Consider the following 25350-nt stretch of genomic DNA (forward strand, 5'->3'; position numbering starts at 1 on the left):
GATGCCGGTCCGCGAGAAACGAAAAACGCCCCGGGCAGGAAGCACGGGGCGCACAGCACGTGACGCGAACATCACGCGATACAGTCTCACCACGTTCATCCTGCGTGGGCCGCCGACTCGCATCGGGCCTTCGATCGGAACACGTCCGACAACCAACGGTCTCTGGTTGAACTGACGCAGCGAGCCGCGCTCACTGCACCGGCTAATAGGCTAGCGGCCATGACGGCCGAAACCAAATCCGCACAGGATCGCGCTCGGGCGGCTCAGGACGCCATCGCGGCGCGACATCTGCGCCCTCTCTTCGGCTGGGTTCCGGGCACACTGCTCGGTGGCGTCGCGTGGCCGCCGGTGGGGCGGCCCCTGTCGAGGGCCGCGATCACCTCGTCCTGGAACCTCTGGTGGCAGGCGCACCTCGTCGACCTGCTGGTGGACGGCTACATCCACCGGTTCGACGACCACTGCGGCATCGCCGCCGGCCGACTGATGCGCGGCATCTGGATCCGCAACGGCTTCCGCTGGACGAATCAGTACTACGACGACATGGCCTGGCTCGGGCTGGCCGCAGAACGGGTGTCGCGCCACGTTCCGCGGGAGAACACCGCGGACTTCTCCGGGACGGCGGCCCGACTGTCGAGCGTCATGGTCGACGCGTGGCGGCCGCGGCTCGGCGGTGGGATCCCGTGGCGGACCACCGACACCTTCTTCAACGCCCCGGCCAACGGCCCCGCCGCGATCCTCCTCGCCCGAACCGGCCGCCACGACCGCAGCGTCGCGATGGCCGACTGGATGGACGCCTCGCTGCGACTCCCCTCGGGACTGATCGCCGACGGGGTGTGGCACCGGCCCAACGGTGACCTGGAGCTCGACTCGGCGACCTTCACCTACTGCCAGGGCGTCGCGCTCGGTGCTGAGGTGGAGGCCTACCGTCTCACCGGCGCGGACGTCCACCTGGACCGGATCGACGCCCTGCTGCGCGCCGTCGCCGCACGGATGACGGTCGACGGCGTCATTCGCGGCGCGGGCGGCGGCGACGGCGGGCTCTTCGCGGGCATTCTCGCGCGATACCTGGCGTTCACGGCGACTGATCTGCCCCCGCGCGCCGACGACCTGCGCGCCCGCGCGGGTCGACTCGTCCTCGACAGCGCCGACGCCGCCTGGGCCAACCGGGCCCTCGACGCCGACGGCCGGCCGGTGTTCGGCCCCGACTGGCACAGGCCTGCCGCACTGCCGGACGGCTCGGGGTCGGCGGCCCGCAAGATCGGCGGTGCGGTCGCGGCGTCGAGCGTTCCCGAACGCGACCTGTCGGTCCAGATCTCGGCGGGGATCCTGCTCGAATCAGCAGTTTCGGTCACGATCGGGTCAAGCGAGCACACCGGTTCGGCAACCCCGGATTAACGATCTGGCTCCGCATCGTTTTAGATTAGGGAGACGCCCGCGTGACTCACGCCACAACTCGATGATCCGGGCCGACACCTGTCCGCACTGCGACTGCAAAGGGGGGACCCGGAATGACGCTGCAGTACGACGTGAACCGTTACGACGCACAGGGCGGATTCGCAGTCCCGCAGGAACGCCCGGCCCTGGCTCCGGCACCCGATTACCGCGACGCGGCCGGCGGCGTCGCCGGTCTCGAATGGCGACAGGCCGTCGACGGCCCGAAGCCCTATCCGCGTGTGCACATCGATCGCAGCATCCGCATCACGATGAGCGACGGCGTACGCCTGCGGGCCACCGTCGTCCGCCCGGCCAACCGCTTCGGGCAGCCTGTCCGGACCCCGCTGCCCGCGATCCTCAATATGAATCCGTACAACCGCGCGGTGCTCGACGGCCTCGATCACGCGCTGCACGCCCCGGTGATCGGCAAAACGGTGCAGACCGCCAGCGGCACGATGATCGCCGACGAGGGACCGCTGGCCGGCGCCACGCGCATCACCCGCACCTTCGCCAAGGGGCTGTGGGACGTCTTCGGAATCAACCGCAATCTGGTCCGCGCGGGTTACGTCCAGGTGCTCGTCGACGTCCGCGGCACCGGCACGTCGCACGGCAAGTGGGAGATCCTCGGCTCCCGTGAGCAGCAGGACAGCCTCGAGGTCATCGACTGGATCACCGAACAGGACTGGTACGCCGACGGCGTGGGGATGACCGGATGGTCGTACTCCGCGATCAATTCGCTGCAGGCCGCCGGACATCGCCCGGATGCGCTCAAGGCCGTCTTCGCCGTCGAAGGCAGCGAGGACGTGGTCCGCGACATCTACATCACCGGCGGTATGCCCTCTGCGTTCATCCCGCTCTGGCTGGCACTGGTGAACGGGCTCAAGTGGCTGCCCAATCCGGCGACCGCCGTCGCCGATGTACTGCGCGGCGACGCCTACCGCTGGCTGTCGTCACGGGTGAAGTCGCCCGCCACCGAGATGCCGTCGCTGATGTGGGGATTCCTCACCGCGCGCGACGACCGCATCTTCGACGACCCCTACTTCGCCGAGCGCGATCCGCAGATCGAGAACATCAGCTGTCCGACGTTCACCGTCGGCGGGTGGCACGATCTCTTCGGCCGCAGCGCCACCCGCGTGTACTCGAAGCTGCAGATGGCCCCGGGCCGCAAGCAGGCGCTGATCGCCGACGGCTACCACATCGATCCCGGATTCGGACACGAGCGCCCCTACGCGCCGCCGCGCCTGGACGTGCTCCAGCGCGCCTGGTTCGACCGCTGGCTCAAGGGTGTCGAGAACGGCGTCGACGCGTACGGGCCGGTCACCCTGGAACAGCAGGGCGGCGGATGGTCGTGCGGCCCGTCGTTCCCCCGGCAGGAGGTGGCGCCGCGCCGCCTGTTCCTGACCGAGGAGCCCACCGGCACCGCGATGCACGCACAGCACGACGGAAGCCTGCGCTCGTCGCCCGCCTCCCGGAGGCGATCGCTCCGGATCCGCCCCAGCCTGCGCGGCTTCGCCTCCCGCGACGTCTCGCAGGTCACCGCCGGTGCGACGATCGTCCTCGGCGACAAGTTCTCCACCGACTCCCGTTTCCAGGAGGAGGCCGGGCTGTCGTTCACCAGCGAGCCGGTGGCGCGCCCGACGCAGATCTCCGGTGAGATGAATCTGCGGCTCAACGTCTCGACCACCGCTCACGAGGGCATCTGGGCGGTGACCGTCAACGACGTCGCACCGGACGGCACCTCGACGACCCTCACGAACGGCGCCCTCACGGCGTCGAACCGTGCTCTCGATCCGTCGCGTTCCACATACACCGACGACGGCGTGCTGCTCGACGCGTATCACTACCTCACTCGGGACCGCAGACTTCCGGTGCCCGCCGACGAGCCCGTCCGCATCGACGTCGACATGGTCCCGACCGACGCCGTCCTGGCTCCCGGTCACCGGCTGCGCGTCGACGTCTACGCCGCCAGCCTCCCCCGCTACCTGACGATCGTCCCCGATCTGATCAAGGCGCGCGGCCGTCGCCAGCAGCTCGTCCTCGATCCCGCGAAGCCGAGCTACCTGACGTTCCAGACGGACGGCGAACTCGGTGCGGCCCCGGTTCCGATCGTCACCGCGACCGCGCAGCAGGGCTAGCCCGCCACGCCTGGTCTAGCCCTCGGAGAGCCCGCTGTCGGCGAAGATCACCCGGTAGACCAGCGCGACCTCCGGTCCCAGAACCAGGTCGACGAGATCGATGAGGGTCCCCACGAACACCGGCCCGTGCGCCGGGTCGGCCGCGTCGTCCAGGTGGTGCGCCAGTTCGTGGAGAACGACGAGTTCCCGCAGCGCCCAGCGACCTTCGGTCCGTTCCGGCACCGCGATCGTCGCGGTCGCCCGCTCGTAGTGCGCCGCACGCTGACCGCGCCGCGGTCGGACCGCCACCGGCGTCGTCGCACGATCGAATCGGCCGATGACCGGCCGCAGGGACATCACCCGGTTCAGGTAGTTCTCGACGTCAGTCACGCCGGTGAAGCGCGCCTCGGCGGGAACCGTCAGCTGGGTGCCCGCGATCTGCACGGTGTGCGCGCCACCCGCCCTGTCGAGTAGTCGGTGCACCAGCCGTTCGGCCTCGTAGACGCGGCTCCGGTCGCTGTCTCGACTCACGACTCCAGCGCGCCCCGCGCGGCTCCGAACTCCCGATCGGCACCGATCCGGGCGCGCCGTCCGGCGCGGTCGCCCGCCTGTCGTGCGGCCGACGAGTAGCCCGCGGTCGCACTGCTCGATCGCCACGTACCGCGCGCCTTCGACTCCGCCTTGTAGAAGTCCCGGATCTCGAGTTCCTTATCGCGCAGCGCGAGCGCGGTGGACTCCGAACGCCTGACCTCGGCGCCGACCGCCTCGGCACGCTCGGCGTCACGCGCGTCGGAAAGCCTGGCTCCGATCCGGCTCGCGAACGCCGACTGGAAGTTGAGCCGAGCAGTGATCGGCGACAGGGCCTTCTCCTCCACCACTCGATAGCGACGCCTGCCCGCAGTCTTGGTGACCACCTGGCGCGCCGTCTCGCCCTGGTAGGCACGCGACTTCAAGTACGCGTCGCTCGCCGCGACCATCTGCACCACCAGCGAGGTGTAGAGCGCCTCGCACGCATCGATGTCGGTCTCGAATCCGTACGCGATCACGAACGTCGAATTCGAAGCCACGTCGCACGTGAGATCGTTGGCGTGCGCGATCTGAACGAACAGCTGCACATAAGTCCGCAGCCCGCGCCGGCCCGCCTGCCCGATCTCGATCTTGCGCGTGATGGGCGACGCCGCACGACGCGCCGCCGGATCGTGCGCCCGCGCCAGCGCCAGGTCGATCGACGCCGCCGTCGCCAACCGCTGGGCCGCAGCCATGAACGCCTCGGCCTCGTGCTCGTTGTCAGTCCCCTCGGCCTGCCGGAGCAGACCGCCGATGCGGGTCAGCAGCTTGTCATCGCGCATGGACCCAGACTAACGACGGCCTCGGACACCGCCGAATCCCTCATCCACAGGCTCCGGCACCCGGGCGTCAGCCGTCGACCACCGCCGTCGAACCGGCGGCTTCGCGGCGGACGAATCCGATCGCCCGCTGCAGGTCCTGCGACACGTCCTCGGCGCTACCCAGCGACATCGACGTCCGGTGCGTGGTCAGGATCTGCCAGGAACTGGTGTCGACCTCGACGTATTGGCCGAAGTACGCGTGACCTTGCGCGCTGTCGAAGCGGTCGGGCTCGATTGTGGGGATGATCATGGGCACGGCTCAGCGCCTTTCGATTCCGTGGTCCACCGGGGAGGGCAGGTGTCTTAATGGGTAGATCGATCCTAAGGCCCGGATTCGACCGAGTCCAGAAAAAGAGCGCCTCCCGTCGAAGTCGACGGGAGGCGCTCTATGAGAATCTTCTCGCTGCGGCGATCAGGCCTCTTCGGTGAAGTTCCGCGTCACGGCGGGGTCCACCTGGATGCCCGGACCGGTGTTGGTCGAGACGGTGACCTTCTTCAGGTAGCGGCCCTTGGCTGCCGACGGCTTCGCGCGCATGATCTCGTCGTACGCGGCGCCGTAGTTCTCGGCCAGCTTGGCGGCGTCGAACGACGCCTTGCCGATCACGAAGTGCAGGTTGGCGGCCTTATCGACACGGAAGCTGATCTTGCCGCCCTTGATGTCGTTGATCGCCTTGGTCACGTCGGTGGTGACCGTACCGGTCTTCGGGTTCGGCATCAGGCCGCGCGGGCCCAGGACACGCGCGATGCGGCCGACCTTGGCCATCTGGTCCGGGGTGGCGATCGCGGCGTCGAAGTCCAGCCAGCCGCCCTGGATCTTCTCGATCAGGTCCTCGGCGCCGACCTCGTCGGCACCGGCTGCAGCGGCCTCGGTCGCCTTGTCGCCCGCAGCGAAGACGATGACGCGGGCGGTCTTACCGGTGCCGTTCGGCAGGTTGACGGTGCCGCGGACCATCTGGTCAGCCTTGCGGGGATCGACGCCGAGTCGCACTGCGACCTCGACGGTGGCGTCGGTGTTCTTCGAAGAGGTCTCCTTCGCAAGCGTCACAGCCTCCAGCGGGCTGTACAACTTGTCGCGGTCGATCTTCTCAGCGGCGGCCTGGTAGGCCTTGCTCTTCTTGCTCATGTGCTCTGTTCCTTCTCCCCGCTGCGAGAGCGGGAGTTAGTGGTTAGTGGGCCGAGCGCGGCCCTCCCACGGAGTGTTTTGTCGGTCAGTCTTCGACCGTGATGCCCATCGAACGCGCGGTACCGGCGATGATCTTCGCGGCGGCGTCGATGTCGTTGGCGTTGAGGTCCTCGGTCTTGGTCTTCGCGATCTCGCGGACCTGATCCATGGTGACCTTGCCGACCTTGTTGACGTGCGGCTCGCCCGAGCCCTTCTGCAGGCCTGCGGCCTTCAGCAGCAGCTTGGCTGCCGGCGGGGTCTTGAGCTTGAAGTCGAACGAGCGGTCTTCGTAAACGAAGATCTCGACCGGCACGACGTTTCCACGCTGCGACTCGGTCGCGGCGTTGTACGCCTTGCAGAACTCCATGATGTTGACGCCGTGCTGACCGAGCGCCGGACCCACGGGCGGCGCAGGGTTGGCCTGGCCGGCCTGGATCTGGAGCTTGATGATGCCGGCGATCTTCTTCTTCTTGGGAGGCATATCCTCTTGTCCTTTTTCCTACAGATCCGCGCACGCTGGATACGCGGAAGTCTCTCTACACGCGGCCGTGACGGCCGCGGCGCGATGTCAGAGCTTCTCGACCTGGTTGAAGCCGAGTTCGACCGGGGTCTCGCGACCGAAGATCGAGACGAGCACCTTGACCTTGCGCTGTTCGGTGTTGACCTCGCTGATGGAGGCCGGGAGGGTCGCGAACGGGCCGTCCATGACGGTGACCGACTCGCCGACCTCGAAGTCGACCTCGACGAGGTTCGACGCGGCGGCGGCTGCGGCCTCGACGCTCTCGCCCGCAGCTGCGGCGGCCTTGGCGGCCTCCGCCTTGCGGACCTCGGCGCGCGGCATCAGGAACTGCAGCACTTCCTTGATCGACAACGGCGACGGACGCGACGTCATGCCGACGAATCCGGTGACGCCCGGGGTGTTGCGAACCGCGCTCCACGACTCGTCGTTGAGTTCCATGCGGACCAGGATGTAACCGGGGAGGACCTTGCGGTTGACCTTCTTCGGCTGGCCGTTCTTGATCTCGGTGACCTCTTCGGTCGGCACCTCGACCTGGAAGATGTAGTCGCCGACGTCGAGGTTCTGGACACGGGTCTCGAGGTTGGTCTTCACCTTGTTCTCGTATCCCGCGTACGAGTGGATGACGTACCACTCGCCGGGAAGCCTGCGCAGCTGTGCCTTCAGCTCGGCGACGGGATCGACCGCTTCAGCGACCTCGGCTTCGGGGGCCGCCTCTTCGACTGCCGTCTCCGCCTGCGTGGCCTCGGTGGTCTCGTCACCGATCTCCGGCGATTCGATCTCATTCTCCGGGGTGCTCACTGCCCCACGCTCCTTCGTTGGTCACTCGGGCTGGCCGCCCTGTGGTAGTTGCCTGTCAGCCGAACACCAGCAGGGTCAGCTTGGCGAAGCCGATGTCCAGGCCTGCGATGAACGCCGTGACCACCACGACGAACGCGAAGACCGCGATGACGTAGTTGACCATCTCGTTGCGAGTCGGCCACACCACCTTGCGCATCTCCGAGACGACCTGCTTGAGGAAGATCCAGATCCGGACGAACGGATTCCGGCTTGCCCGGGTGTCGGTCGCGGTGGACTCGGATGTGCGCTCGGCGACCGCAGTCGCGGAGCCGGCACCCCGGCGGCCGCGCGCGGAGCGCTTGCCGCTGGGACGCAGTTCGGCGGTGTCGGACTGGTCGACGTCGTCGACCACCAGATCGTCGTTGACGTCTCCGGAAGCCTTGCGATCTCGCTTGGCCACCTTCTCACCGATCCCTTCGTCTGCTAGTGCCCCGATGGGCAGGGGCGACAGGACTTGAACCTGCAACCTGCGGTTTTGGAGACCGCTGCTCTGCCAATTGAGCTACGCCCCTTTGCGTGGGCCCGTCGACCCGCGCTTTGATCCAAGGCTAACAAAACCAACGCGCCACCCTCAGGCAGCGCGCAATTCTGAAGCATCAGACTCAGATGAGTGTAGAGCAAAGCTGCCGCTCGCCCCAACTCGCCCCGGTCAGCGCCGTCAGTTGAACTGAACCATCGCCTGCGCCCGACCGAAGATCTTGCGTTCGCCCTGCTTTGCGACCAGCGCGATCACGCCGCGCCGGGTGACCGGATCGAGGGACTTGATCTTGCCGCCGAAGTCCACCCGCGCCGCGCCGACAGCCGGCACGTACACCGGACTCGTGAACCGCACGTTGTACTCGTAGATCGCCGCCGGGTCCCCGACGAACGAGCCGATGACGCTCGCCCCGAGCCCCATGGTCTGCATGCCGTGCGCCACGACGCTGTCGAGACCGATCGCCTCGGCCACCTCGGGCGAGAAGTGGATCGGATTCGGGTCGCCGGAGACGCCGGCGTAGTTCACGAGGTTGCCGAGCGTCAGCGTCTTGGTGACGACGGGCAGTTCCTGACCGACCTCCAGCGTGTCGAAGTCGATCGCACCGTAGGCCTTGGGCTCGGTGACCGGGTCGGGGTCGGAATAGCGGTCGAACGGACCGTTGATCGTCTTGCCGATGACGGGGTCGGCGTCGACCTGCATCATCACCTCGTTCAGCTTCGAGATCAGCGCCGGGTCCACATCGACCGACGGACGCGCGACGATCGAGGTCAGCGTCGTCATCACCGGCTCGTCGTGCTGATTCCAGATGATGTTCTTGCTGACGAGCAGGTCGGCGCCCATGGACTGCCGGAACGACTCCAGCGACACATCGCACACGAGGCGGTCGCCCAGCCGCATCGGCTGATGCATGATGAGCCGCTGGTCGGTCTGCATGATCTGCCACATGTCGTAACCGGTGATCACGTCCTCGAACAGCCTGCGCTGCGCGATCAGACCGAGGACCGAGACGAACGTCGGGTGCGCGAAGAGGGTGTCGTGGCCGAGGACGGCGGCCTCCTGCTCGTCCCAGAACGCCGGATGCGAGTCCTGGACCGCACGCGCATGCCTGCGGATGTCCTGGCGTCCGACCTCGTAGTAGTCGTCGACCGTGTACGTGTAACCGACCATCGACCGCGTGTGGTCGGCCACCTGCTCCGCCGTCATGTCACCCATGAACGCCGCCTCCAGTCGATCGTCGACTCGAATGTCGTCCAGCTGGTCGGTCACCGCCGTGTTCTCCTGACTCGGCTCGTGCCCGGCCGTGCGACCCGGCGACCTGCACGCAAGACTGGCCGTCGGGATAGTTCGTATCTGATCTGTTACGAAGATTGTCCTCTTGGAGAGGCTTCGACACAAAATCAAGCGGACCACCTCACAGTGTGAGGTGGTCCGCTCAGAGGTATTGGGGAGGTCGCGTGACGCGACTGCGCTTTAGCGCGACTCCTTGTGGGTCTCGTGCTTGCCGCAGTTCGGGCAGAACTTCTTCAGCTCGAGACGATCGGGGTCGTTGCGACGATTCTTCTTGGTGATGTAGTTGCGGTGCTTGCACACCTCGCATGCCAAGGTGATCTTCGGCCGCACATCGGTTGAGGAAGCCACTTCGATTGCCTACTTTCGCGTCTTGCAGTTCTTCGTGTCCCACGCTTGCGGGTCGAAGTCCCACCGGCGTAGGCGGTATGTGTAGCGGTGGGGGGACTCGATCCCCCGACCTCACGATTATGAGTCGTGCGCTCTAACCAGCTGAGCTACACCGCCCTGTTCAGCCTTGACCGGGTAGCCAAAGCCAAGCGAGCCCCCTGACGGAATCGAACCGTCGACCTTTTCCTTACCATGGAAACGCTCTGCCGACTGAGCTAAGGGGGCGTTGCCTTCCGGGTCCGACCTGCGAACAGTCCGTAACCGAAGAGCCTCAACGAGGTTACACACACGCGCTCCGTTTAACCAAAACCGCTGGTCAGAACCGATATACGTGGTATGTCCCCTGCGTGGCAGATATAGGATTCGAACCTATGTAGCTTGCGCGACGGATTTACAATCCGCTCCCTTTGGCCGCTCGGGCAATCTGCCTTGCATCACTCATCGCAACCGTCCCCGCTTGCACGGGGAGGCCTCGAAAGCAACGGGAATCAGAATACAACGACCTCCCCCGGTACGCGCAAATTCGCTGCTCAGGCCACTGATAGTGTGGGTGCATGGCTGATTCTTCGTTTGACGTCGTGAGCAAGGTCGACCGCCAGGAGGTCGACAACGCCCTCAACCAGGCGGGCAAGGAACTCTCGCAGCGGTACGACTTCCGCGGCACCAACACCACCATCGAGTGGTCCGGCGAGGAGAAGATCGTGATCACCTCCGACGCCGAGGAGCGGGCGCTCGCCGGCCTCGAGGTGTTCAAGGAGAAGCTGATCCGACGCGACATCTCCCTCAAGGCCTTCGACGCCGGCGAACCCGTCGGCTCCGGCAAGACCTTCAAGATCTCCGGCGACCTGGTCCAGGGCATCGACTCCGACCACGCCAAGAAGATCTCCAAGAAGATCCGCGACGAGGGCCCGAAGGGGGTCAAGGCACAGATCCAGGGCGACGAGCTCCGGGTCTCGTCCAAGAAGCGCGACGACCTGCAGGCGGTCATCGCATTGCTCAAGGGTGAGGATTTCGGGATTGCCCTGCAGTTCGTGAACTATCGGTAGTCCTTCTGCTCGGCCGCCTCGGCAGGCCGAGATCCGCGAGTGATGGTTCGGGCACGCGGTCGCCCCGCTCCCGAACCATCACCGCTTCTCATCGGCGACCCAGCCCGGCGCACGCGGTTTCGACACCTCCTCCGCTTCGCTCCGGACGGCTCAACCAGCGAAGACGCCCCCGCCGGTTGAGCGAAAACCTCGACACGTTCGACCCCCGCTGGTTGAGCGAGGAGCGCAGCGCAGCGAGCACCGCAGTCGAAACCCCGTGACGACCGCTGGAAGCCCCACCACGTGACAAGTCCACTTGACATACCGTGACAAGTGGGCTTGACTTTTTTCATGCCCGAGAACCCATCACCGGTGAAAGCGGCGCGGAGCCGAGCGGGTCTGCGGCAGGCAGACCTCGCGGCGGCGGTGGGGGTCAGCCGGCAGACCGTCGTGTCGTTGGAACGTGGCGACTACGCGCCGTCGGTCTACCTGGCGATTCGGATCGCGCGGGCATTGAGCAGTTCGGTCGAGGAACTCTTTCCACTACCCGAGGAGCACTGACTATGGCACGGCAGGCGAAGACCATTCCCGCAATCCTCCTGAGAGACGCGGATGAGTCCTGGGGTGATGAGCGCGAGCGGAGCGTGATGCTCGAGGCCTACGCCTACGTGTTCATCCTGGCGACCATCCTCCTGTGGACGCTCGCCGCCGTCGCCGCATGGTTCGTCCCCGCCTGGGTGACCGTGGCTCTGTTCGTCGCCCTGTTGGTTCCGTCCATGGAATGGCAGCGCTACTGCAAAGCGCGCGGCGTCGACGCCAATGTCCTCGCCTACGGCAGCGCCGCGTGGTGGCGTACCGCCCTCATCGGTTGTTACTTCGGCGCGTGCGCGATCTCGATGGCGACCGCGGTCATCGCCGGCCTGGGATCCGACGACAGCGTGGCCGGTGGCGTCGTCGGCGGAATCGCCGGAGCGATCGCCGCAGTGTTCGTCGGCCGCTGGGCCGCGAAGCGAAAGCTCAAGCGGGCCGACTGACAGCGGTCCGCGGCCTCAGAACCGCTGCCCGCCGTTGCGCGCCATCTCCTGCAGACGCGCGATCCGATCCGCGGTCGGCGGGTGGGTGGAGAACATGCGCGAGAGCTTCTCGCCCGGACGGAACGGGCTCTCGATCATCAGGTGTGACTGGTTCGCGAGATCCGGGGTCGGCGGCAGGGGCGCCGCCGCGATCCCGCCCGAGATCTTCGACAACGCCGACGCGAGCGCCAGGGGATCGCCGGTGAGCTCGGCGCCGGACTCGTCGGCCTGGTACTCACGCGACCGCGACACCGACATCTGGATCACCATCGCGGCCACCGGGCCGAGGATCGCGATGAGGATCATCGCGAGCGGATTGGGGCCGTTGTCGCGGTTGCCGCCGAACGCTCCCATCCACATCGCCATGTTGGCCAGACCGCTGATGACCGCGGCCATCGCGCCCGCGACCGAGCTGATCAGGATGTCACGGTTGTAGACGTGGGACAGCTCGTGGCCGAGCACGGCCCGCAGTTCGCGCTCGTCGAGGAGTTGCATGATCCCGGACGTGCAGCACACCGCGGCGTTCTTCGGATTGCGCCCGGTCGCGAACGCGTTCGGCGACTCCGTCGGGCTGATGTACAGCGCCGGCATCGGCTGGTGCGCCTGCGTCGCGAGGTCCCGGACGATCCGGTACAGCTCCGGCGCCTCTACCTCGGTCACCGGCTGCGCATGCATCGCGCGCAGCGACAGCTTCGCGCTGTTGAAGTACGCGTACGCGTTGGTGCCGACGGCGAGGAGCACCGAGAACACCAGGATGTTCGGGTTGTTGAACAACGCGCCGATGCCGACGATGATCGCCGACATCAAACCCATCAACGCAGCCGTCTTGAGGCCGTTGAAATGCATGGCACCTCACTGTCAGAAGAACTTCACTCACAGTGGCAAACGCACCGAACCACCCCAAAAGTTCCAGCTCGTCGCCGACATCACTATGCGCGAACCCTACGCCGCGCGGAAGGTTCAGCCGACGCGGTCGACCGTGTAGCGGACCAGCGAGGAGAATGCGGCGTTGGCCGGACCGTCGGGCAGACCCGCCAGGAGTCCATTCGCCTCGTCCGCCATCGCCTCGAGACGGGCGCGTGCTTCTTTCATCCCGTTCGAGTCGACGAGCAGGTGCAGGGCCTCGTCGACTTCGGCGTCGACGGTGAGCGCTCGGGGTGCACCGGTGGCCGGGTCGACGAGCAGTTCCGTGAGCCGGGCGGCGTCGGGGCCGTCGCCGCGCAACGCGAGCAGCACCGGCAGGGTATGTACTCCTTCGCGGAGGTCGGTCCCCGGCGTCTTGCCGGAGTCGCCGGTGACCGAGGCGATGTCGATGATGTCATCGGACACCTGAAACGCGGTGCCGACCACGTCGCCGAGGCGGGCGAGGGTGTCGACAGTCGTCTCGTCGGCACCCGCGGTGTACGCACCGAAACGGCCCGCCGTGGCGATCAATGAACCCGTCTTCTCCCAGACCACCTTGAGGTAGTGCTCGATGGGATCATCGCCCGCACTGACGCCCACCGTCTCGCGCATCTGCCCGGTGACCAGTTCGGCGAAGGTGTCCGCGATGATCCGGACCGCCTCCGGTCCCAGCGTCGACACCAGATGTGAGGCGCGCGCGAACAGGAAATCGCCGGCCAGGATCGCGATCGAGTTCGACCAGCGCGCATTGGCACTCGGTGCACCGCGCCGCAACGCGGCCTCGTCCATCACGTCGTCGTGGTACAGCGTCGCCAGATGCGTCATCTCGATCACGGTGGCCGAGGTGATGACCTCGTCGGCGCCCGGCTTCGCACCGAAATGCGAGGAGAGGATGGCGAACATCGGACGGAATCGCTTGCCCCCGGCCTTGGCCAGATGGGTGGCGGCCTCGACCAGGATGTCGTCGCCCGACGACAGCTCGCTGATCAACAGATCCTCGACGCGCTGCAGCGACTCCTGCACCTGCCCGGCGAACTCGCCGGTTCCGAGGTCCAGTCCGGCAAAAGTGGACTTCACGTGTTTGGCCCAATCCCATCGGTGATCCGAACGCCCGCGGATTCGTCGTTCGGCGACACCAGAAGCGTAACCGCTGGGGGCGACAGACATACTGATCGGGTGACCAGCGCGACGCCCGGCGAGGCCATTCCCGATTCCACCGACCTTCTGGTGGTGGGTGCCGGACCGGCGGGCGCAGCGGCCGCCGCCCAGGCCGCGGCTCGCGGATCGGACGTGGTCCTGCTCGACGCCGCGGTGTTCCCCCGCGACAAGACCTGCGGCGACGGTCTCACACCCCGGGCCGTGGCCGGACTGCACCGCCTCGGCATGGCCGACCTGCTCGACGGCAGGCCCCGGATACGCGGCCTCGAACTGCACGGCTGGGGTGCCAGCCAGCGCGTCGCCTGGCCCGGCGCCCATCGATTCGGGGGGTACGGCAGCGCGATCGCCCGCACCGAACTCGACGACGCGATCCGCCGCTTCGCGGTCGGCCGCGGGGCCCGCATGGTCTCCGGGACCAAGGCGGTCGGCGCACAGCTGATCGGCGGTCGGATCGAGTCGGTGACCGTCACCCGCGACGGCGAGCGCCACCAGATCCGGGCGCGCGACGTGATCGTCGCGGACGGGGTGCGGTCAGCGCTCGGCAAGTCGCTCGGCAGGCAGTGGCATCGGAACACCGCCTACGGCGTCGCCGCCCGGTCGTATGCCGCCTCCGCGAAGTCCGATCACGAGTGGATGGGCTCGCATCTCGAGCTCCGCGATCCGGAGGGCGGACTCCTCCCCGGTTACGGCTGGGTCTTCCCTCTCGGCGACGGCACGGTGAACGTCGGCGTCGGCGCCCTCGCGACGGCCAAGCGCCCGGCGTCGATGGCGTTGCGGCCGATCGTCGAGCACTACGCCCGGATGGTCTCCGACGACTGGCGGCTCACCTCGCCGCCGCAGCGGGTCGCGTCGGCGCTGCTGCCGATGGGCGGGGCCGTCAGCGGTGTGGCCGGAGCGAACTGGATGCTCATCGGTGATGCGGCCGCCTGCGTCAATCCGCTCAACGGCGAGGGCATCGACTACGCGATCGAGACCGCCGCGATGGCGGTCGAGATGCTGGCGTCCGAGACCGATTACGCCACGGCCTGGCCGGCGCTGCTGCGCGCCGAGTACGGCACTGCGTTCGCCGCCGCCCGCCGCGCCGCCGGTCTGCTGACGGTCCCGCAGACGGTGCCAGTGCTCGGCCGACCCGGCATCCGCTCGGCGAAACTGATGTCGACGGTCGTCCGAGTGATGGGGAACCTGCTCACCGCAGACGACGCCGACCTGATCGCACGAGCGTGGCGCAGCGCCGGGCGCGTCACGTCCGCACTTGAGGAGCGGCCACCGTTCAGCTGAGGGGTACCGGGCCGCACCGCTACTTCTTCACGCCGCGGTGGATCGCGACGATTCCGCCGGTCTGGTTCTGCCAGGTCACGTCGGCGAAACCGGCGGCGCCGATGAGCGCGCCGAGCCCCGCCTGGTCCGGCCAGGCGCGGATCGACTCCGCGAGATAGACGTAGGCCGCCGGGTTGCTCGACACCTTCGTCGCGACGGCGGGCAGTGCCTTCATCAGGTACTCCATGTAGACCGTTCGGAAAGGCTTCGCGGTCGGCGTGGAGAACTCGCAGATCACCAGGCGACCGGCCGGCTTGAGGACGCGGTTCAGCTCGCTCAGGGCGAGCGGGACGTCGTTGACGTTGCGCAGTCCGAACGAGATGGTCGCGGCGTCGAACGAGGCATCGGCGAACGGCAGATGGAGTGCGTCGGCGGCCACCTTCGGCACGTTGCGGCCGACACCCGCGCGCAGCATGCCGAGGGAGAAGTCGGCGGCGATGCAGGTGGCCCCGGACGCCGACAGTTCGACCGTCGAGACGGCGGTGCCCGCGGCGAGGTCGAGCACGATGTCCCGCGGTTTGAGGTCGAGCGCACGACGGGTGTTGCGCCGCCAGCGCCGGTCCTGACCGAACGAGAGCACCGTGTTGGTCAGGTCGTAGCGACGGGCGACGCCGTCGAACATCTCGGCGACCTCGGACGGATCCTTCTCAAGGCTCGCACGGGTTCCGGCGCCGTGGTCGGTGCTGTCTGTCATGGGATCAAGCCTAGGCCGCGCTGCGACGCGAGCGGCGGCCGGACTCGGCGACCACGACGAGAACGAGGATCACCGCCGCCCAGCCCGCCGCGATCACCGAGAGCGCGGGCACGATCGACAGGCGGGCGTTGCGTCCCACGGGACGTGCCAGGTTGTCGGGGTCGGACGCGTCGTAGTCCACCAGGATCCGCTGCCCGGTCGAGAGGTTCGTCGGATACAGCAGCCCGAGCTTGGGGTTGCGCAGCACTCCGTCCGGGGTGACGAAGTTGACGGCGGCGTGCAGCCGGTCGGCCGAGATCACGTCGGCTACGGCGGTCGCCTTGTTCGCGTTGATCTTCGAATCATTGCGATAGGCGCCGGCGATGATCACCGCGCCGATGAGGGTCACGATGACGCCGAGAGCCACCAGCGCGATCTGAATGCGCCGCTGCACTGTTCGAGTCATGGTTGTTCAGGGTAGCCGGACGCGGCGTCGAGCCTCGCGCCGATCCGGCGGTGGAGCTCGCGCAGACCGTCCCGATTCGTGCGGACCTCGACCACTTCGACACCGCCCGCCGGGGCGGGACCGGCGAGTGCCGCAGGGAGACCGGCGAGGTCGACGCGACGATGGCCGATGTTGAAGCCCGCGCACATCGCGGCGAGATCGGTGCGGTGCGGCGTGCCGAAGATGCGGTCGTAGACGCCGAGGTACGCATCGCGCGCGAATCTCGGGTCGCCCTGCTCCAGCAGACCGAAGATGCCGCCGCCGTCGTCGTTGGCGACCACGATCCGCAGGTCGGTCGGACGCGGTTCGTCGGGACCGATGATCAGTCCGGTCGCATCGTGGATGAACGTGAGGTCGCCCATCAGCGCCACTGTACGACCGTCGCCCCGCGCGAGCGCGGCACCGATCGCCGTCGCGTTGGTTCCGTCGATCCCCGCGACGCCGCGGTTCGACATCACCTTGACGCCGTCGGCGACGGTGCCCGCGAGCGCGATGTCGCGGATCGGGTTCGACGCCCCCACCACCAGCGTGTCCCCGGGGGCCATCGCGGCGGCGACGGTCCGGGCCACATGGAGGCCGGTGGTCTCGTGCGAGTCGCTCAGCTCCGCCGCCACCGCCGTCTCTACCGACGCGTGCATCCGCGCGGCCTCGTCGAGCCAGCGCTGTTGCGGATCACCGGTGGCGACGGCCCGCGTGCCGGTCGCGAACACGTTTCCCGAGACGTCGGGCCATCGCGGACCGGTGGTGAGAGCGAATACCTCGACCGACGGATCGGCGAGAAGTCGGGACACCGACCGGTGCAGCGTCGGCCGACCGCAGATGATCGCCTGCGTGGGTTTGAGCCTGCCCAGCGCCAACGGATGCAGCGGGTTGGCGACGTGCGGTGCGGTCGGCTCGGCGACGGTCGGCAGCGCGGCGAGCTCGGGATGGATGCCCGCGCCGTGACCGGACACGACCACGGTGTCGCGCGAGAGATCGATCTCCAGCGGGATGTCGAGCCGGCCGACGGGCGCCTGCGTCCAGGGCGCGTCGCCGTGCCTGCCCACGAAACGACCGCCGGCGGCGACCGCCAGATCGGCGTCCGGCAGGTCGGCGGCGTCGGGCACGAGCGGCTCGCGTAGCGGGATGTCGAACTGCACCGGCCCCGCATTGCCGGTCCGGGCTCCGCGTGCGGCCGCGAGCACGCGGCCGACCGCCGACCGCCACTGAGAGTTGGTGTCGAGCTCCTCTTCGGCGAGCCCGAGACTGATCGCCGCGCGAACCTGCGTCCCGAACATGCCGAACTGCTCGATGGTCTGGTTGGCGCCCGAGCCGAGCAGCTCATAAGGCCGGTTCGCGCTGATCACGACCAGCGGAACGCGCGCGTAGTTCGCTTCGAAGACGGCCGGGCCCATATTCGCCACCGCGGTCCCCGACGTCATCACGATCGGCACCGGCCTGCCCGACGCCACCGCGAGCCCGAGCGCCAGGTAGCCCGCGGAGCGCTCGTCGATGCGGACGTGCAGTCGCAGGCGCCCCTGGGCGTCGGCGGCGTGCAGCGCGAACGCCAGCGGCGCATTCCGGGAGCCCGGACAGAGGACGGCCTCGGTGACGCCGCCGCGGATCAGTTCGTCGACGATCACACGCGCCTGCAGGGTGGACGGATTCATGGGATAGACCCTATGTGCCGCGGCCCGGCGGCCGGTCCGAAGGTCTATGCCGCGCCCCGCGGAAATCGCCTATCGTCGGCGCATGGGCTTCTATTCGGATCAGGTGCTGCCGCGGATCATCACCAAGACGTGCGGAATGCCCGCGATGAACAAGCTCCGCCGTCGCACCTGCGAACCGCTGGCGGGCGAGGTGGTGGAGATCGGCTTCGGTTCCGGCTTCAACGTCGGGCAGTACCCGGAAGCGGTCACCCGCATCGCCGCCGTGGAGCCCAGTGACAGCGGCTGGGGGGGGGGGGGCGAGCGGATCGCCGGCGCCGACATCCCGATCGATCGGTCCGGGCTCGACGGTCAGCATCTGCCCTTCGACGACGATTCGTTCGACTCCGCGCTGTCGACGTTCACCATGTGCACCATCCCCGACCTCCCGCTCGCGCTCGCCGAGCTCCGCCGCGTCGTCCGGCCCGGCGGGACTCTCGCCTTCCTCGAGCACGGGCGCGCGCCGGAGCCGGGCGTGCGACGCTGGCAGCGACGCCTGGAGCCGATGCAGAAGCGACTCGGCGGCGGCTGTCACCTGACCCGCGACATCCCGGCGCTGCTGGCCGAGGCCGGGTGGGAGATCGCCGAGTTGGACTCGTTCTACGGCGCCGGGCCGAAAGCGTTCGCCGCGTTCTCGCTCGGGTGGGCGCGGCGGGACTGACCCGTGACGTCGACGACACGCAGTGCCGTCGGAGCCCGTCCGCGCCGATCCCAGTAGGGTCGAACCCATGAGTCGCGAATTCGACGTCGTCGTATTTGGTGCCACCGGTTTCGTCGGTGAGCTCACCGCCCAGTACCTGGCCGATCATGCGCCGGCGAACACCAGGATCGCTCTCGCCGGACGCTCGGAGACCAAGCTCGCCGCCGTCCGTCGACGGCTCGGCCCCAAGGCCCGCGACTGGCCGCTCATCGTCGCCGATTCGGAGTCGCCAGCGTCGCTCGACGCGATGTGCGCGCGCACCCAGGTGGTCTGCACCACCGTGGGGCCCTACCTGCGGTACGGCGAGAATCTGGTCATCGCGGCGGCGACCGCAGGCACCGACTACGTCGACCTCACCGGCGAAGTGCCCTTCGTCCGGTACTCCATCGACAAGGCCGACGAGCTGGCGGCCGCATCCGGTGCCCGGATCGTCCACTCGTGCGGATTCGACTCGGTTCCGTCGGATCTCGGCGCCTACCTGCTGCATCGGGCGATCGCCGAGGACGGCGCGGGCGAGATGACCGACACGACCATGGTCGTCACCTCGCTCCGCGGCGGGGTGTCCGGCGGCACCGTCGACTCGATCCGCGTGATCGCCGAACTGGCCAAGGACGCCGAGACCCGGCGCTTGATGATGAATCCCCAGGCCCTGTCCGGCGGTTCCGGCGACACCCCACGCGCGGGCCTGAACTCCGAGCCGAGCGATATCACCCCGGTCGACGCCAAGAAGGTCGATCCGAGCCTGCGCGGCACCCTCGCGCCGTTCTTCATGTCCTCGTACAACACCCGGGTGGTACGGCGGTCGAACTACCTGCTCGACGGCGCCTACGGCGACGGTTTCCGCTACCAGGAGACGATGTCGGTCGGCGGCGTCCCCGGTCTGTCGGCCGCACTGGCGGGCGTGGTGACGGTGGGCACCGGCGCGTTCCTCGGCGCGATGAGTTTCGGACCGACCCGTCGCGTCCTCGACTTCGTGCTGCCCAAGCCGGGCAGCGGCCCCGCGGAGAAGACCCGCGAGACCGGCAACTTCGTGACGCAGACCTTCACCACGACGACGTCCGGCCGCCGCTACCGCTCCCAGATGCGAGCCCACGGCGATCCCGGCTACAAGGCGACGGCCGTCATGCTCGGCGAGAGCGCACTGGCGCTGGCGCTCGACCGGGACCGCCTGCCCGACCGCACCGGCGTGCTGACCCCGGCGGTCGCGATGGGCGACGTCCTCGTCGACCGTTTGCAGACCGCGGGCTTCGTCGTCGAGGCCCACGAGCTCAAGCAGTAGCGTCGGGCCTGCAAGCGATCGCGACGGAGTCCGCCCTACGCCTGGCCCGGCTTCAGTTCGATGAACAGCGAGTCGAGTTCGGCGCAGAGTCGGTCGCCGTCGTGCAAGGTGCCTCGGACGAAGTTCTTGCGGCCGTCATGCCGCTCCACCCAGGTGCGCAGGGTCAGGGGCGTGTCGAGCGGTGTCAGCGACCGGTAGTTCACCGTCAGGTACGCGGTCCGCGCGGGCCTGCCGACGCGGAGTGCTGCGGCCATGCCGCCGAGGTCGTCGAAGGCGATGGCGACGTGGCCGCCGTGCGCGACCCCGTTGCCGCCCAGGTGGAAGGGGCGGAAGGTCACGACTGCGTCGACGCCGTCCGGGCCGCCGTCGAGCACCTCGTACGGCGGGAGGGTGATGTTGCCGCGCGACGGGAGGTCGATCCGCGTTCCGGACGGGGACGTCCACTCGTCGACCAACGTGGAGTCGAGCTTCGCGTTCAGCTTCCGCAGGTCGTCGATCACCTCGTCGGCCAGTTCCGGCGACGGTGAGGCATAGCGGACCTTGTCCATGAAAGTGCGGACCTGCTCGATCATCTCGCCGTACGACGGTCCGCCACGTTCGGTCGTGACCTCGAAGTCGGCGCGAAATCCGCCTTGGTGCTGCGGCGTCTCATCAGCCGCCACGTTCCACTCCTGCTCGGGTGCGCCCTTCATCGTCTCACCGTATCCTTCGGGCCGACGGTCTCCGCCGTCGGCTCATCAGTTCAGTCCTGGTGTTCCAGGAGTCGGTCGATCTTCGCCTCGATGCGCGCCAGCTGCTCGTCGTCTGATGGAGCACAGGATCGCGGGCGGCCCGCGCCGAGCAACAGGTCAACCACCTGCCGCCCGACGTCCGATGTGTGGACCGGACGGCCCGCGTACCGCTGGCCCCGCGCACTGTGCTCGAGGGTCCCGAAGATCATGTCCCGTGCGAGCGACGTCGGGAGGGCGGCGTCCAACTCACCGGACAGTTTCATCTCGTCGATGATCCGGGTGTAGATCCGCGTGTAGCGCCGATTCGAGTCGATGACGACCTCGGCGAGCTCGGTCCCCGGGAAAGCCTGCGCGGTGTGGATGTACACCTGGACGAGGTCCCACCGCGTGGCCATGACGTCGCACCAGTCGTGGACCAGCCTGCGAAGCTTGGCCGACGGGCCGAGGCCGTCGTCACCGATGACGGCCTCGGCTTCGGCTTGCAGCAGCCCGTAGAACTCGCGGGTGACGGCGGTCAGCAGTCCCAGCTTGCTCGCGTAATGCTGGAACACGGTCCCCTCCGAGACGCCTGCGCGTCGGGCGATCTCCGCGGTGGTCGCCGCCTGAAACCCGGACTCGGCGAAGCTCGCCGCCGCGGCGGCTCGGACATTGGCCCGGGTCCGGTCGGCCTTCGACCCCTGCACCGGATCAGCGGTGTTCGAAGTTCGGTTCGCGCTTCTCGACGAAGGCGGCCATGCCCTCCTTCTGGTCGGCGGTCGCGAACAGCGAGTAGAAGAGGCTGCGCTCGGCGCGGACGCCTTCGGTGAGGCTCGACTCGAACGCCCGGTTGACGGCTTCCTTCGCGTACGACGACGCGACGAAGGACTTGCCGGCGATGGTCGCGGCCACCTCGCGGGCGACGGTGACGACGTCCTCGGTCGGCACCACGCGCGACACGAGCCCGAGCTTCTCCGCCTCGTCCACCTTCATCTGCCTGCCAGTCAGGACCAGGTCCATCGCCTTGGCCTTGCCGACCGCGCGCGTGAGCCGCTGGGATCCGCCGATGCCCGGGATGACACCGAGGTTGATCTCCGGCTGCCCGAAGCGGGCGTTCTCGCCGGCGATGATGATGTCGCAGAGCATCGCGAGCTCGCAGCCGCCGCCGAGCGCGTAGCCGGAGACGGCCGCGATGATCGGGGTGCGGGCGCGCGACAGCTCGTCCCACGCCGCGAAGAACTGCTCCCCCGCCACGTCGCTGAACGACTTGGACTGCATCTCCTTGATGTCGGCGCCGGCCGCGAAGGCCTTCTCGGAGCCGGTGATGACGATCGCGCCGACGCCCGGATCGACGTCGAAGCCCCGGACGGCGGCGACGACCTGGCCCATGAGTTCGGTGTTCAGTGCGTTGAGCGCCTTCGGGCGGTTGAGGGTGATCACGGCGACGCGGCCGTCGGTCTCGGTGAGGATGGTCTGGTACTCGGTCATCTGTGGCCTTTCGGTGGTGTGGGTCGTCTCAGTGCGGGGTGGTCGAGTCGGATGCGGTCAGTCGCCGACGATGGTCAGCTCGAGGTCGTCGGGCAGCGGCGCGAAGAAGGCGTCGACGTCGGCCGCGGTGACCGCGTCGATCTCGGCCGGATCCCACCCCGGATTGCGGTCCTTGTCGATGACCTGGGCGCGGATACCTTCTGCCATGTCGTGGCTGCGCACGCAGCGGAGCGACACCCGGTATTCGCGGTGCAGCGAGTCGTCGAGGGTCGGCAGCGGATTCCGAAGTGCCCGCAGGGTCACCGCGAGCGTGGTCGGGCTCTTGGCGCGCAGCGTCGCCGCGGCCTTGTCCGCGGCTTCGGTCCCGACCGCCGCACAGCGGTCGATGATGCCCGCGACGGTGTCGGCGGCGAATGCCTCGCGGATCCATCCCCGCTGCGCGTCCAGCTCCGACGGCGGCGGAGTCTGCGTGAAGCGGGCCAGCGCCTCGTCGACCGACGTCGCCTCGATCGCCGTCACGAACGCGTCGAGATCCGCGGCCGGAATGTAGTGGTCGGCGATCCCCAGTGCGACGGCGTCGGCGCCGTTGATCGATCCCGCAGTGAGCCCGAGGTAGACGCCGATGTTGTCGGTGATCTGCGACAGCAGGTGGGTGCCGCCGACGTCGGGGACGAAGCCGATGCCGGTCTCCGGCATCGCCAGCCGCGTCCGGTCGGTGACGACCCGGGTGTTGGCATGCGCGGACACCCCGACGCCGCCGCCCATCACGATGCCGTCCATCAGCGCGACGTACGGCTTCGGGAACTTCGCGATCTCCGAGTTGAGCTGATACTCCTCGCGCCAGAACACCGCCGACGGGCAGGCGGCAGCCTCCTCGTCGCCCGCGCCCGACTCGACGAGAGCTTTGGCGTCGCGGTGGATCGACACGATGTCTCCGCCCGCACACAGGCCGCGCTCACCTGCACCCGACAGCACGACGGCGCGCACCGAGTCGTCGTCGCGCCATCGCCGCAGCGCCGCGGCCATCAGGTCGACCATCTCGTCGTTGAGCGCGTTGATCGCCTTCGGCCGATTGAGCACCAGCCGCCCGACGCCACTCGACTCCGACACCAAGACCGGCAGTTCCGTCACTACATCTCCCAAAGCTCGCTCGCCGTTTCCAGAAATTGAGTATCACTCAGTTTTAGAACGTAGCACTTGAAACCCACCGATATCAGGTAGAGAGCAACGGTCAAACCATCCACAATGAGCGTGACTTCATTGGCTGGGTGTAGATCTGCCAGGTAGTGCCGGGGTCTGCGGGGATGTGTCTGCGAGCTCTCCGCAGGCCCCGAGCCGCTAGGCGAGGCGCCGAGGACTGCCGAGCAGACACATCCCCGCAGACCCCGGCACGAACCCGCACTACCCTCAGAACAATGACCACCGAATCACCTTTCGACGCAGCCCAGTGGCGCACGATCCCCGGCTTCGAAGACCTGACCGACATCACCTATCACCGGCACGTCGGCGAAGGCCGCGAGAACGGCATCGTCCGCATCGCCTTCGACCGTCCGGAGGTCCGCAACGCGTTTCGGCCGCACACCGTCGACGAGTTGTTCCGCGCCTTCGACCACGCGCGCCGCTCCCCCGATGTCGGCACGGTGCTGCTGACCGGCAACGGCCCGTCGCCCAAGGACGGCGGCTGGGCGTTCTGCAGCGGCGGAGACCAGCGCATCCGCGGGCGCAGCGGGTATCAGTACGCGACGAGTCATGACTCGGACGTCCAGTCGGCGACGGTCGACGGCGTCGACGAGGCCCGGGTCAAGGCCGAGGGCGGCCGCCTGCACATCCTCGAGGTGCAGCGTCTGATCCGCACCATGCCGAAGGTCGTCATCGCGGTCGTCAACGGGTGGGCGGCCGGGGGCGGTCACTCGCTGCACGTGGTCGCCGACCTGACCCTGGCCTCGCGCGAGCACGCCCGGTTCAAGCAGACCGACGCCGACGTCGGCAGCTTCGACGCCGGCTACGGCAGCGCGTACCTGGCCAAGCAGGTCGGTCAGAAGTTCGCTCGCGAGATCTTCTTCCTCGGTGAGGCGTACGACGCCGAGACGATGCACAAGATGGGCGCGGTCAATCGCGTCGTCGATCACGCCGAACTGGAGAACACCGCGATCGAGTGGGCTCGTGCGATCAACTCGAAGTCGCCGACCGCCCAGCGGATGTTGAAGTTCGCCTTCAACCTCACCGACGACGGACTCATGGGCCAGCAGGTGTTCGCCGGTGAGGCGACCCGACTGGCGTACATGACCGACGAGGCCGTCGAGGGCCGCGACGCCTTCCTCGAGAAGCGCGATCCGAACTGGGACTCGTTCCCGTACTACTACTAGAGGAGGAGTACGCGTGCGACTGCGCGACAGTCCGACCGTGGAGGTGAGCCGGGAACTGCGATGCGCGCCGGAACACGCCTGGCAGATGGTCACCGATATCAGTCTGCCGACCCGCGCCCCCGGTGAACTCCAGCGCGTCGAATGGCTTGACGGAGCCGACGCCGTGACGGTCGGCGCCCGGTTCAGCGGGCACAACCGCAACGAGCAGATGGGCGACTGGCAGACGATCTCAGTGATCACTGAGGTCGAACCGGGACGCCGGTGGGTGTGGACGGTGGGACCCGACAGCAAAGCCCCGTTCGCGTCCTGGGGCTTCGAGGTCGATCCGATGCGGGACGGCACCATCGTCAGGCAGTGGGCGCGAATCGGTGACGCCGAGTCACCCTTCAAGACCTTCATCGACGCACACCCCGACCGCGAGGGCGAGATCATCGCGTTCCGCCTCGGCGTCTGGCAGCGCGCCATGGAGGCGAACCTCGCTGTACTCGAGGCCGCGCTCAGCTGATCACACCCCCAATACGACATCACCACCTCAGCTCAGGGTGTAACCCTGCAACGAGGCGGTGATGTCGCTTGTCTCAGAAGGGCGAGCAGGTCAGCCCAGGCTGCCGAACCCGAGGCCGTCGAGACTTCCGTTCCCGCCACCACCGCCGGCACCGGTGCCGGAGACCTTGTAGGCGGTCCCGTGCCGTTGACCCACGCATTCGCCGCATCCGTCCAATCGACCATGACCGGCAGATGCTTCACGTCGAACACACGCATGGTGCAGTTCGCCTGAGCGAACGCATTGTTCGTCACCGTGACGGACAACTTTCCGTCGACGAGCGTCGCCCAGTGCGGGTACTGGGCGGGGTCGGCGAC

At 68.0% G+C, this 25350-nt stretch carries 28 protein-coding genes and 4 tRNA genes; 10 read left to right on the forward strand and 22 right to left on the reverse strand.

What is annotated here, in order from left to right; translation table 11 throughout:
• Positions 1 to 219 precede the first annotated feature (219 nt).
• Together SCNU_RS08530 and SCNU_RS08535 are read left to right on the forward strand one after the other, a co-directional pair.
• Entirely contained in the window at positions 220 to 1395 is a 1176-nt protein-coding gene (locus tag SCNU_RS08530; protein ID WP_009678957.1) for a glycoside hydrolase family 76 protein, read from the forward strand.
• A gap of 113 nt (positions 1396 to 1508) precedes the next feature.
• A complete protein-coding gene (locus tag SCNU_RS08535; RefSeq protein WP_009678958.1) occupies positions 1509 to 3569 on the forward strand; it encodes a CocE/NonD family hydrolase in 2061 nt (686 codons plus the stop codon).
• 15 nt (positions 3570 to 3584) lie between these two features.
• On the opposite strand, the gene SCNU_RS08540 is transcribed toward SCNU_RS08535, so the two are convergent.
• The 13 genes from SCNU_RS08540 to SCNU_RS08600 form a co-directional block, all read right to left on the reverse strand.
• Positions 3585 to 4079 carry a TIGR04338 family metallohydrolase gene (locus SCNU_RS08540; protein ID WP_009678959.1) on the reverse strand — a complete coding sequence of 165 codons (495 nt, stop codon included), beginning with the start codon at positions 4077 to 4079 and terminating at the stop codon, positions 3585 to 3587.
• Positions 4076 to 4897: a DUF2786 domain-containing protein gene (locus SCNU_RS08545; protein ID WP_009678960.1), complete on the reverse strand. Its 822-nt coding sequence runs from the start codon at positions 4895 to 4897 to the stop codon at positions 4076 to 4078. Before SCNU_RS08545 ends, SCNU_RS08540 begins: the two co-directional genes overlap by 4 nt.
• A 67-nt stretch (positions 4898 to 4964) precedes the next feature.
• A complete protein-coding gene (locus SCNU_RS08550) occupies positions 4965 to 5186 on the reverse strand; it encodes a hypothetical protein (RefSeq protein ID WP_009678961.1) in 222 nt (73 codons plus the stop codon).
• Between the two features lie 162 nt (positions 5187 to 5348).
• Positions 5349 to 6059 (reverse strand): 50S ribosomal protein L1, encoded by a 711-nt coding sequence (gene rplA / locus SCNU_RS08555; protein ID WP_009678962.1) that lies wholly within the window; start codon positions 6057 to 6059, stop codon positions 5349 to 5351.
• An 85-nt stretch (positions 6060 to 6144) separates the two neighbouring features.
• Entirely contained in the window at positions 6145 to 6579 is a 435-nt protein-coding gene (gene rplK / locus SCNU_RS08560; protein ID WP_009678963.1) for a 50S ribosomal protein L11, read from the reverse strand.
• 87 nt (positions 6580 to 6666) lie between these two features.
• The gene (nusG, locus tag SCNU_RS08565) at positions 6667 to 7416 is read right to left on the reverse strand and encodes a transcription termination/antitermination protein NusG (protein ID WP_009678964.1); all 750 of its coding nucleotides are present in this window, start codon (positions 7414 to 7416) and stop codon (positions 6667 to 6669) included.
• 55 nt (positions 7417 to 7471) lie between these two features.
• Positions 7472 to 7855: a preprotein translocase subunit SecE gene (gene secE / locus SCNU_RS08570; RefSeq protein WP_009678965.1), complete on the reverse strand. Its 384-nt coding sequence runs from the start codon at positions 7853 to 7855 to the stop codon at positions 7472 to 7474.
• A 39-nt stretch (positions 7856 to 7894) separates the two neighbouring features.
• A tRNA-Trp gene (locus tag SCNU_RS08575) sits at positions 7895 to 7967 on the reverse strand.
• Positions 7968 to 8113: 146 nt separating this feature from the next.
• On the reverse strand, positions 8114 to 9199 hold the full coding sequence (locus tag SCNU_RS08580; protein WP_009678966.1) for a fused (3R)-hydroxyacyl-ACP dehydratase subunits HadA/HadB: 1086 nt from the start codon (positions 9197 to 9199) through the stop codon (positions 8114 to 8116).
• Positions 9200 to 9403: 204 nt separating this feature from the next.
• Positions 9404 to 9571 carry a 50S ribosomal protein L33 gene (rpmG, locus tag SCNU_RS08585; protein ID WP_006894375.1) on the reverse strand — a complete coding sequence of 56 codons (168 nt, stop codon included), beginning with the start codon at positions 9569 to 9571 and terminating at the stop codon, positions 9404 to 9406.
• 82 nt (positions 9572 to 9653) lie between these two features.
• Positions 9654 to 9727 (reverse strand) — tRNA-Met (locus SCNU_RS08590).
• Between the two features lie 35 nt (positions 9728 to 9762).
• Positions 9763 to 9835, reverse strand: a tRNA-Thr gene (locus SCNU_RS08595).
• A gap of 123 nt (positions 9836 to 9958) precedes the next feature.
• Positions 9959 to 10039 (reverse strand) — tRNA-Tyr (locus tag SCNU_RS08600).
• A gap of 125 nt (positions 10040 to 10164) precedes the next feature.
• Here SCNU_RS08600 and SCNU_RS08605 point away from each other — a divergent pair.
• The 3 genes from SCNU_RS08605 to SCNU_RS08615 all read left to right on the forward strand — a co-directional run bounded on the left by SCNU_RS08605 (position 10165) and on the right by SCNU_RS08615 (position 11669).
• Positions 10165 to 10656, forward strand: a complete 492-nt coding sequence (locus tag SCNU_RS08605) for a YajQ family cyclic di-GMP-binding protein (protein ID WP_009678968.1) — start codon at positions 10165 to 10167, stop codon at positions 10654 to 10656.
• Positions 10657 to 10986: 330 nt separating this feature from the next.
• A complete protein-coding gene (locus tag SCNU_RS08610) occupies positions 10987 to 11196 on the forward strand; it encodes a helix-turn-helix transcriptional regulator (protein WP_009678969.1) in 210 nt (69 codons plus the stop codon).
• A gap of 2 nt (positions 11197 to 11198) precedes the next feature.
• Positions 11199 to 11669: a hypothetical protein gene (locus tag SCNU_RS08615; protein WP_009678970.1), complete on the forward strand. Its 471-nt coding sequence runs from the start codon at positions 11199 to 11201 to the stop codon at positions 11667 to 11669.
• A 15-nt stretch (positions 11670 to 11684) separates the two neighbouring features.
• Here SCNU_RS08615 and htpX read toward each other — a convergent pair whose 3' ends face one another.
• Both htpX and SCNU_RS08625 read right to left on the reverse strand, forming a co-directional pair.
• A complete protein-coding gene (htpX, locus tag SCNU_RS08620; RefSeq protein WP_009678971.1) occupies positions 11685 to 12554 on the reverse strand; it encodes a zinc metalloprotease HtpX in 870 nt (289 codons plus the stop codon).
• 114 nt (positions 12555 to 12668) lie between these two features.
• Positions 12669 to 13688: a polyprenyl synthetase family protein gene (locus SCNU_RS08625; RefSeq protein WP_009678972.1), complete on the reverse strand. Its 1020-nt coding sequence runs from the start codon at positions 13686 to 13688 to the stop codon at positions 12669 to 12671.
• Between the two features lie 99 nt (positions 13689 to 13787).
• Between SCNU_RS08625 and SCNU_RS08630 the strand changes: the two genes are divergently transcribed.
• Complete coding sequence (locus SCNU_RS08630) at positions 13788 to 15047, forward strand: geranylgeranyl reductase family protein (protein ID WP_009678973.1); 1260 nt, start codon at positions 13788 to 13790, stop codon at positions 15045 to 15047.
• A gap of 19 nt (positions 15048 to 15066) precedes the next feature.
• Here SCNU_RS08630 and SCNU_RS08635 read toward each other — a convergent pair whose 3' ends face one another.
• From SCNU_RS08635 to menD, 3 genes are read right to left on the reverse strand one after another with little or no spacing between them, the layout of a single operon-like run.
• Entirely contained in the window at positions 15067 to 15780 is a 714-nt protein-coding gene (locus SCNU_RS08635; protein WP_009678974.1) for a demethylmenaquinone methyltransferase, read from the reverse strand.
• A gap of 10 nt (positions 15781 to 15790) precedes the next feature.
• Positions 15791 to 16225 carry a DUF3592 domain-containing protein gene (locus SCNU_RS08640; protein WP_040518055.1) on the reverse strand — a complete coding sequence of 145 codons (435 nt, stop codon included), beginning with the start codon at positions 16223 to 16225 and terminating at the stop codon, positions 15791 to 15793.
• Positions 16222 to 17913, reverse strand: coding sequence for a 2-succinyl-5-enolpyruvyl-6-hydroxy-3-cyclohexene-1-carboxylic-acid synthase (menD, locus tag SCNU_RS08645; protein ID WP_009678976.1), 1692 nt, complete (start codon positions 17911 to 17913; stop codon positions 16222 to 16224). Before menD ends, SCNU_RS08640 begins: the two co-directional genes overlap by 4 nt.
• Before the next feature lie 82 nt (positions 17914 to 17995).
• On the opposite strand from menD, the gene SCNU_RS08650 reads away from it, so the two are divergent.
• Both SCNU_RS08650 and SCNU_RS08655 read left to right on the forward strand, forming a co-directional pair.
• Positions 17996 to 18610: a class I SAM-dependent methyltransferase gene (locus tag SCNU_RS08650; protein ID WP_009678977.1), complete on the forward strand. Its 615-nt coding sequence runs from the start codon at positions 17996 to 17998 to the stop codon at positions 18608 to 18610.
• A 67-nt stretch (positions 18611 to 18677) separates the two neighbouring features.
• Positions 18678 to 19928, forward strand: a complete 1251-nt coding sequence (locus tag SCNU_RS08655) for a saccharopine dehydrogenase family protein (RefSeq protein WP_009678978.1) — start codon at positions 18678 to 18680, stop codon at positions 19926 to 19928.
• A 35-nt stretch (positions 19929 to 19963) separates the two neighbouring features.
• On the opposite strand, the gene SCNU_RS08660 is transcribed toward SCNU_RS08655, so the two are convergent.
• Genes SCNU_RS08660 through SCNU_RS08675 form a run of 4 tightly spaced genes read right to left on the reverse strand, consistent with a single transcriptional unit; the run spans position 19964 to position 23254 of the window.
• Positions 19964 to 20620, reverse strand: a complete 657-nt coding sequence (locus tag SCNU_RS08660; RefSeq protein WP_009678979.1) for a PaaI family thioesterase — start codon at positions 20618 to 20620, stop codon at positions 19964 to 19966.
• Between the two features lie 50 nt (positions 20621 to 20670).
• Positions 20671 to 21342 carry a TetR/AcrR family transcriptional regulator gene (locus tag SCNU_RS08665; protein ID WP_009678980.1) on the reverse strand — a complete coding sequence of 224 codons (672 nt, stop codon included), beginning with the start codon at positions 21340 to 21342 and terminating at the stop codon, positions 20671 to 20673.
• Between the two features lie 4 nt (positions 21343 to 21346).
• Complete coding sequence (locus tag SCNU_RS08670; RefSeq protein ID WP_009678981.1) at positions 21347 to 22123, reverse strand: enoyl-CoA hydratase; 777 nt, start codon at positions 22121 to 22123, stop codon at positions 21347 to 21349.
• A gap of 57 nt (positions 22124 to 22180) precedes the next feature.
• Entirely contained in the window at positions 22181 to 23254 is a 1074-nt protein-coding gene (locus SCNU_RS08675) for an enoyl-CoA hydratase/isomerase family protein (RefSeq protein WP_009678982.1), read from the reverse strand.
• A 284-nt stretch (positions 23255 to 23538) separates the two neighbouring features.
• Here SCNU_RS08675 and SCNU_RS08680 point away from each other — a divergent pair, with 284 nt between their 5' ends.
• Complete coding sequence (locus SCNU_RS08680; RefSeq protein ID WP_009678984.1) at positions 23539 to 24489, forward strand: 1,4-dihydroxy-2-naphthoyl-CoA synthase; 951 nt, start codon at positions 23539 to 23541, stop codon at positions 24487 to 24489.
• A gap of 13 nt (positions 24490 to 24502) precedes the next feature.
• Entirely contained in the window at positions 24503 to 24994 is a 492-nt protein-coding gene (locus SCNU_RS08685; RefSeq protein WP_009678985.1) for an SRPBCC family protein, read from the forward strand.
• Positions 24995 to 25350 lie beyond the last annotated feature (356 nt).

The organism is Gordonia neofelifaecis NRRL B-59395, assembly GCF_000192435.1.
GTDB lineage: Bacteria > Actinomycetota > Actinomycetes > Mycobacteriales > Mycobacteriaceae > Gordonia > Gordonia neofelifaecis.

What these genes read in the sequence shown, in the direction of transcription:
- SCNU_RS08615 (WP_009678970.1), top strand. Translation starts at nt 11,199, where the DNA reads ATGGCACGGCAGGCGAAGACCATTCCCGCAATCCTCCTGAGAGACGCG.
- SCNU_RS08530 (WP_009678957.1), top strand. Translation starts at nt 220, where the DNA reads ATGACGGCCGAAACCAAATCCGCACAGGATCGCGCTCGGGCGGCTCAG.
- menD (WP_009678976.1), bottom strand. Translation starts at nt 17,913, where the DNA reads ATGAATCCGTCCACCCTGCAGGCGCGTGTGATCGTCGACGAACTGATC.
- SCNU_RS08670 (WP_009678981.1), bottom strand. Translation starts at nt 22,123, where the DNA reads ATGACCGAGTACCAGACCATCCTCACCGAGACCGACGGCCGCGTCGCC.
- SCNU_RS08545 (WP_009678960.1), bottom strand. Translation starts at nt 4,897, where the DNA reads ATGCGCGATGACAAGCTGCTGACCCGCATCGGCGGTCTGCTCCGGCAG.
- rplK (WP_009678963.1), bottom strand. Translation starts at nt 6,579, where the DNA reads ATGCCTCCCAAGAAGAAGAAGATCGCCGGCATCATCAAGCTCCAGATC.
- SCNU_RS08610 (WP_009678969.1), top strand. Translation starts at nt 10,987, where the DNA reads ATGCCCGAGAACCCATCACCGGTGAAAGCGGCGCGGAGCCGAGCGGGT.
- htpX (WP_009678971.1), bottom strand. Translation starts at nt 12,554, where the DNA reads ATGCATTTCAACGGCCTCAAGACGGCTGCGTTGATGGGTTTGATGTCG.
- SCNU_RS08650 (WP_009678977.1), top strand. Translation starts at nt 17,996, where the DNA reads ATGGGCTTCTATTCGGATCAGGTGCTGCCGCGGATCATCACCAAGACG.
- SCNU_RS08680 (WP_009678984.1), top strand. Translation starts at nt 23,539, where the DNA reads ATGACCACCGAATCACCTTTCGACGCAGCCCAGTGGCGCACGATCCCC.
- SCNU_RS08655 (WP_009678978.1), top strand. Translation starts at nt 18,678, where the DNA reads ATGAGTCGCGAATTCGACGTCGTCGTATTTGGTGCCACCGGTTTCGTC.
- SCNU_RS08635 (WP_009678974.1), bottom strand. Translation starts at nt 15,780, where the DNA reads ATGACAGACAGCACCGACCACGGCGCCGGAACCCGTGCGAGCCTTGAG.
- SCNU_RS08640 (WP_040518055.1), bottom strand. Translation starts at nt 16,225, where the DNA reads ATGACTCGAACAGTGCAGCGGCGCATTCAGATCGCGCTGGTGGCTCTC.
- SCNU_RS08535 (WP_009678958.1), top strand. Translation starts at nt 1,509, where the DNA reads ATGACGCTGCAGTACGACGTGAACCGTTACGACGCACAGGGCGGATTC.
- SCNU_RS08660 (WP_009678979.1), bottom strand. Translation starts at nt 20,620, where the DNA reads ATGAAGGGCGCACCCGAGCAGGAGTGGAACGTGGCGGCTGATGAGACG.
- rplA (WP_009678962.1), bottom strand. Translation starts at nt 6,059, where the DNA reads ATGAGCAAGAAGAGCAAGGCCTACCAGGCCGCCGCTGAGAAGATCGAC.
- SCNU_RS08550 (WP_009678961.1), bottom strand. Translation starts at nt 5,186, where the DNA reads ATGATCATCCCCACAATCGAGCCCGACCGCTTCGACAGCGCGCAAGGT.
- SCNU_RS08605 (WP_009678968.1), top strand. Translation starts at nt 10,165, where the DNA reads ATGGCTGATTCTTCGTTTGACGTCGTGAGCAAGGTCGACCGCCAGGAG.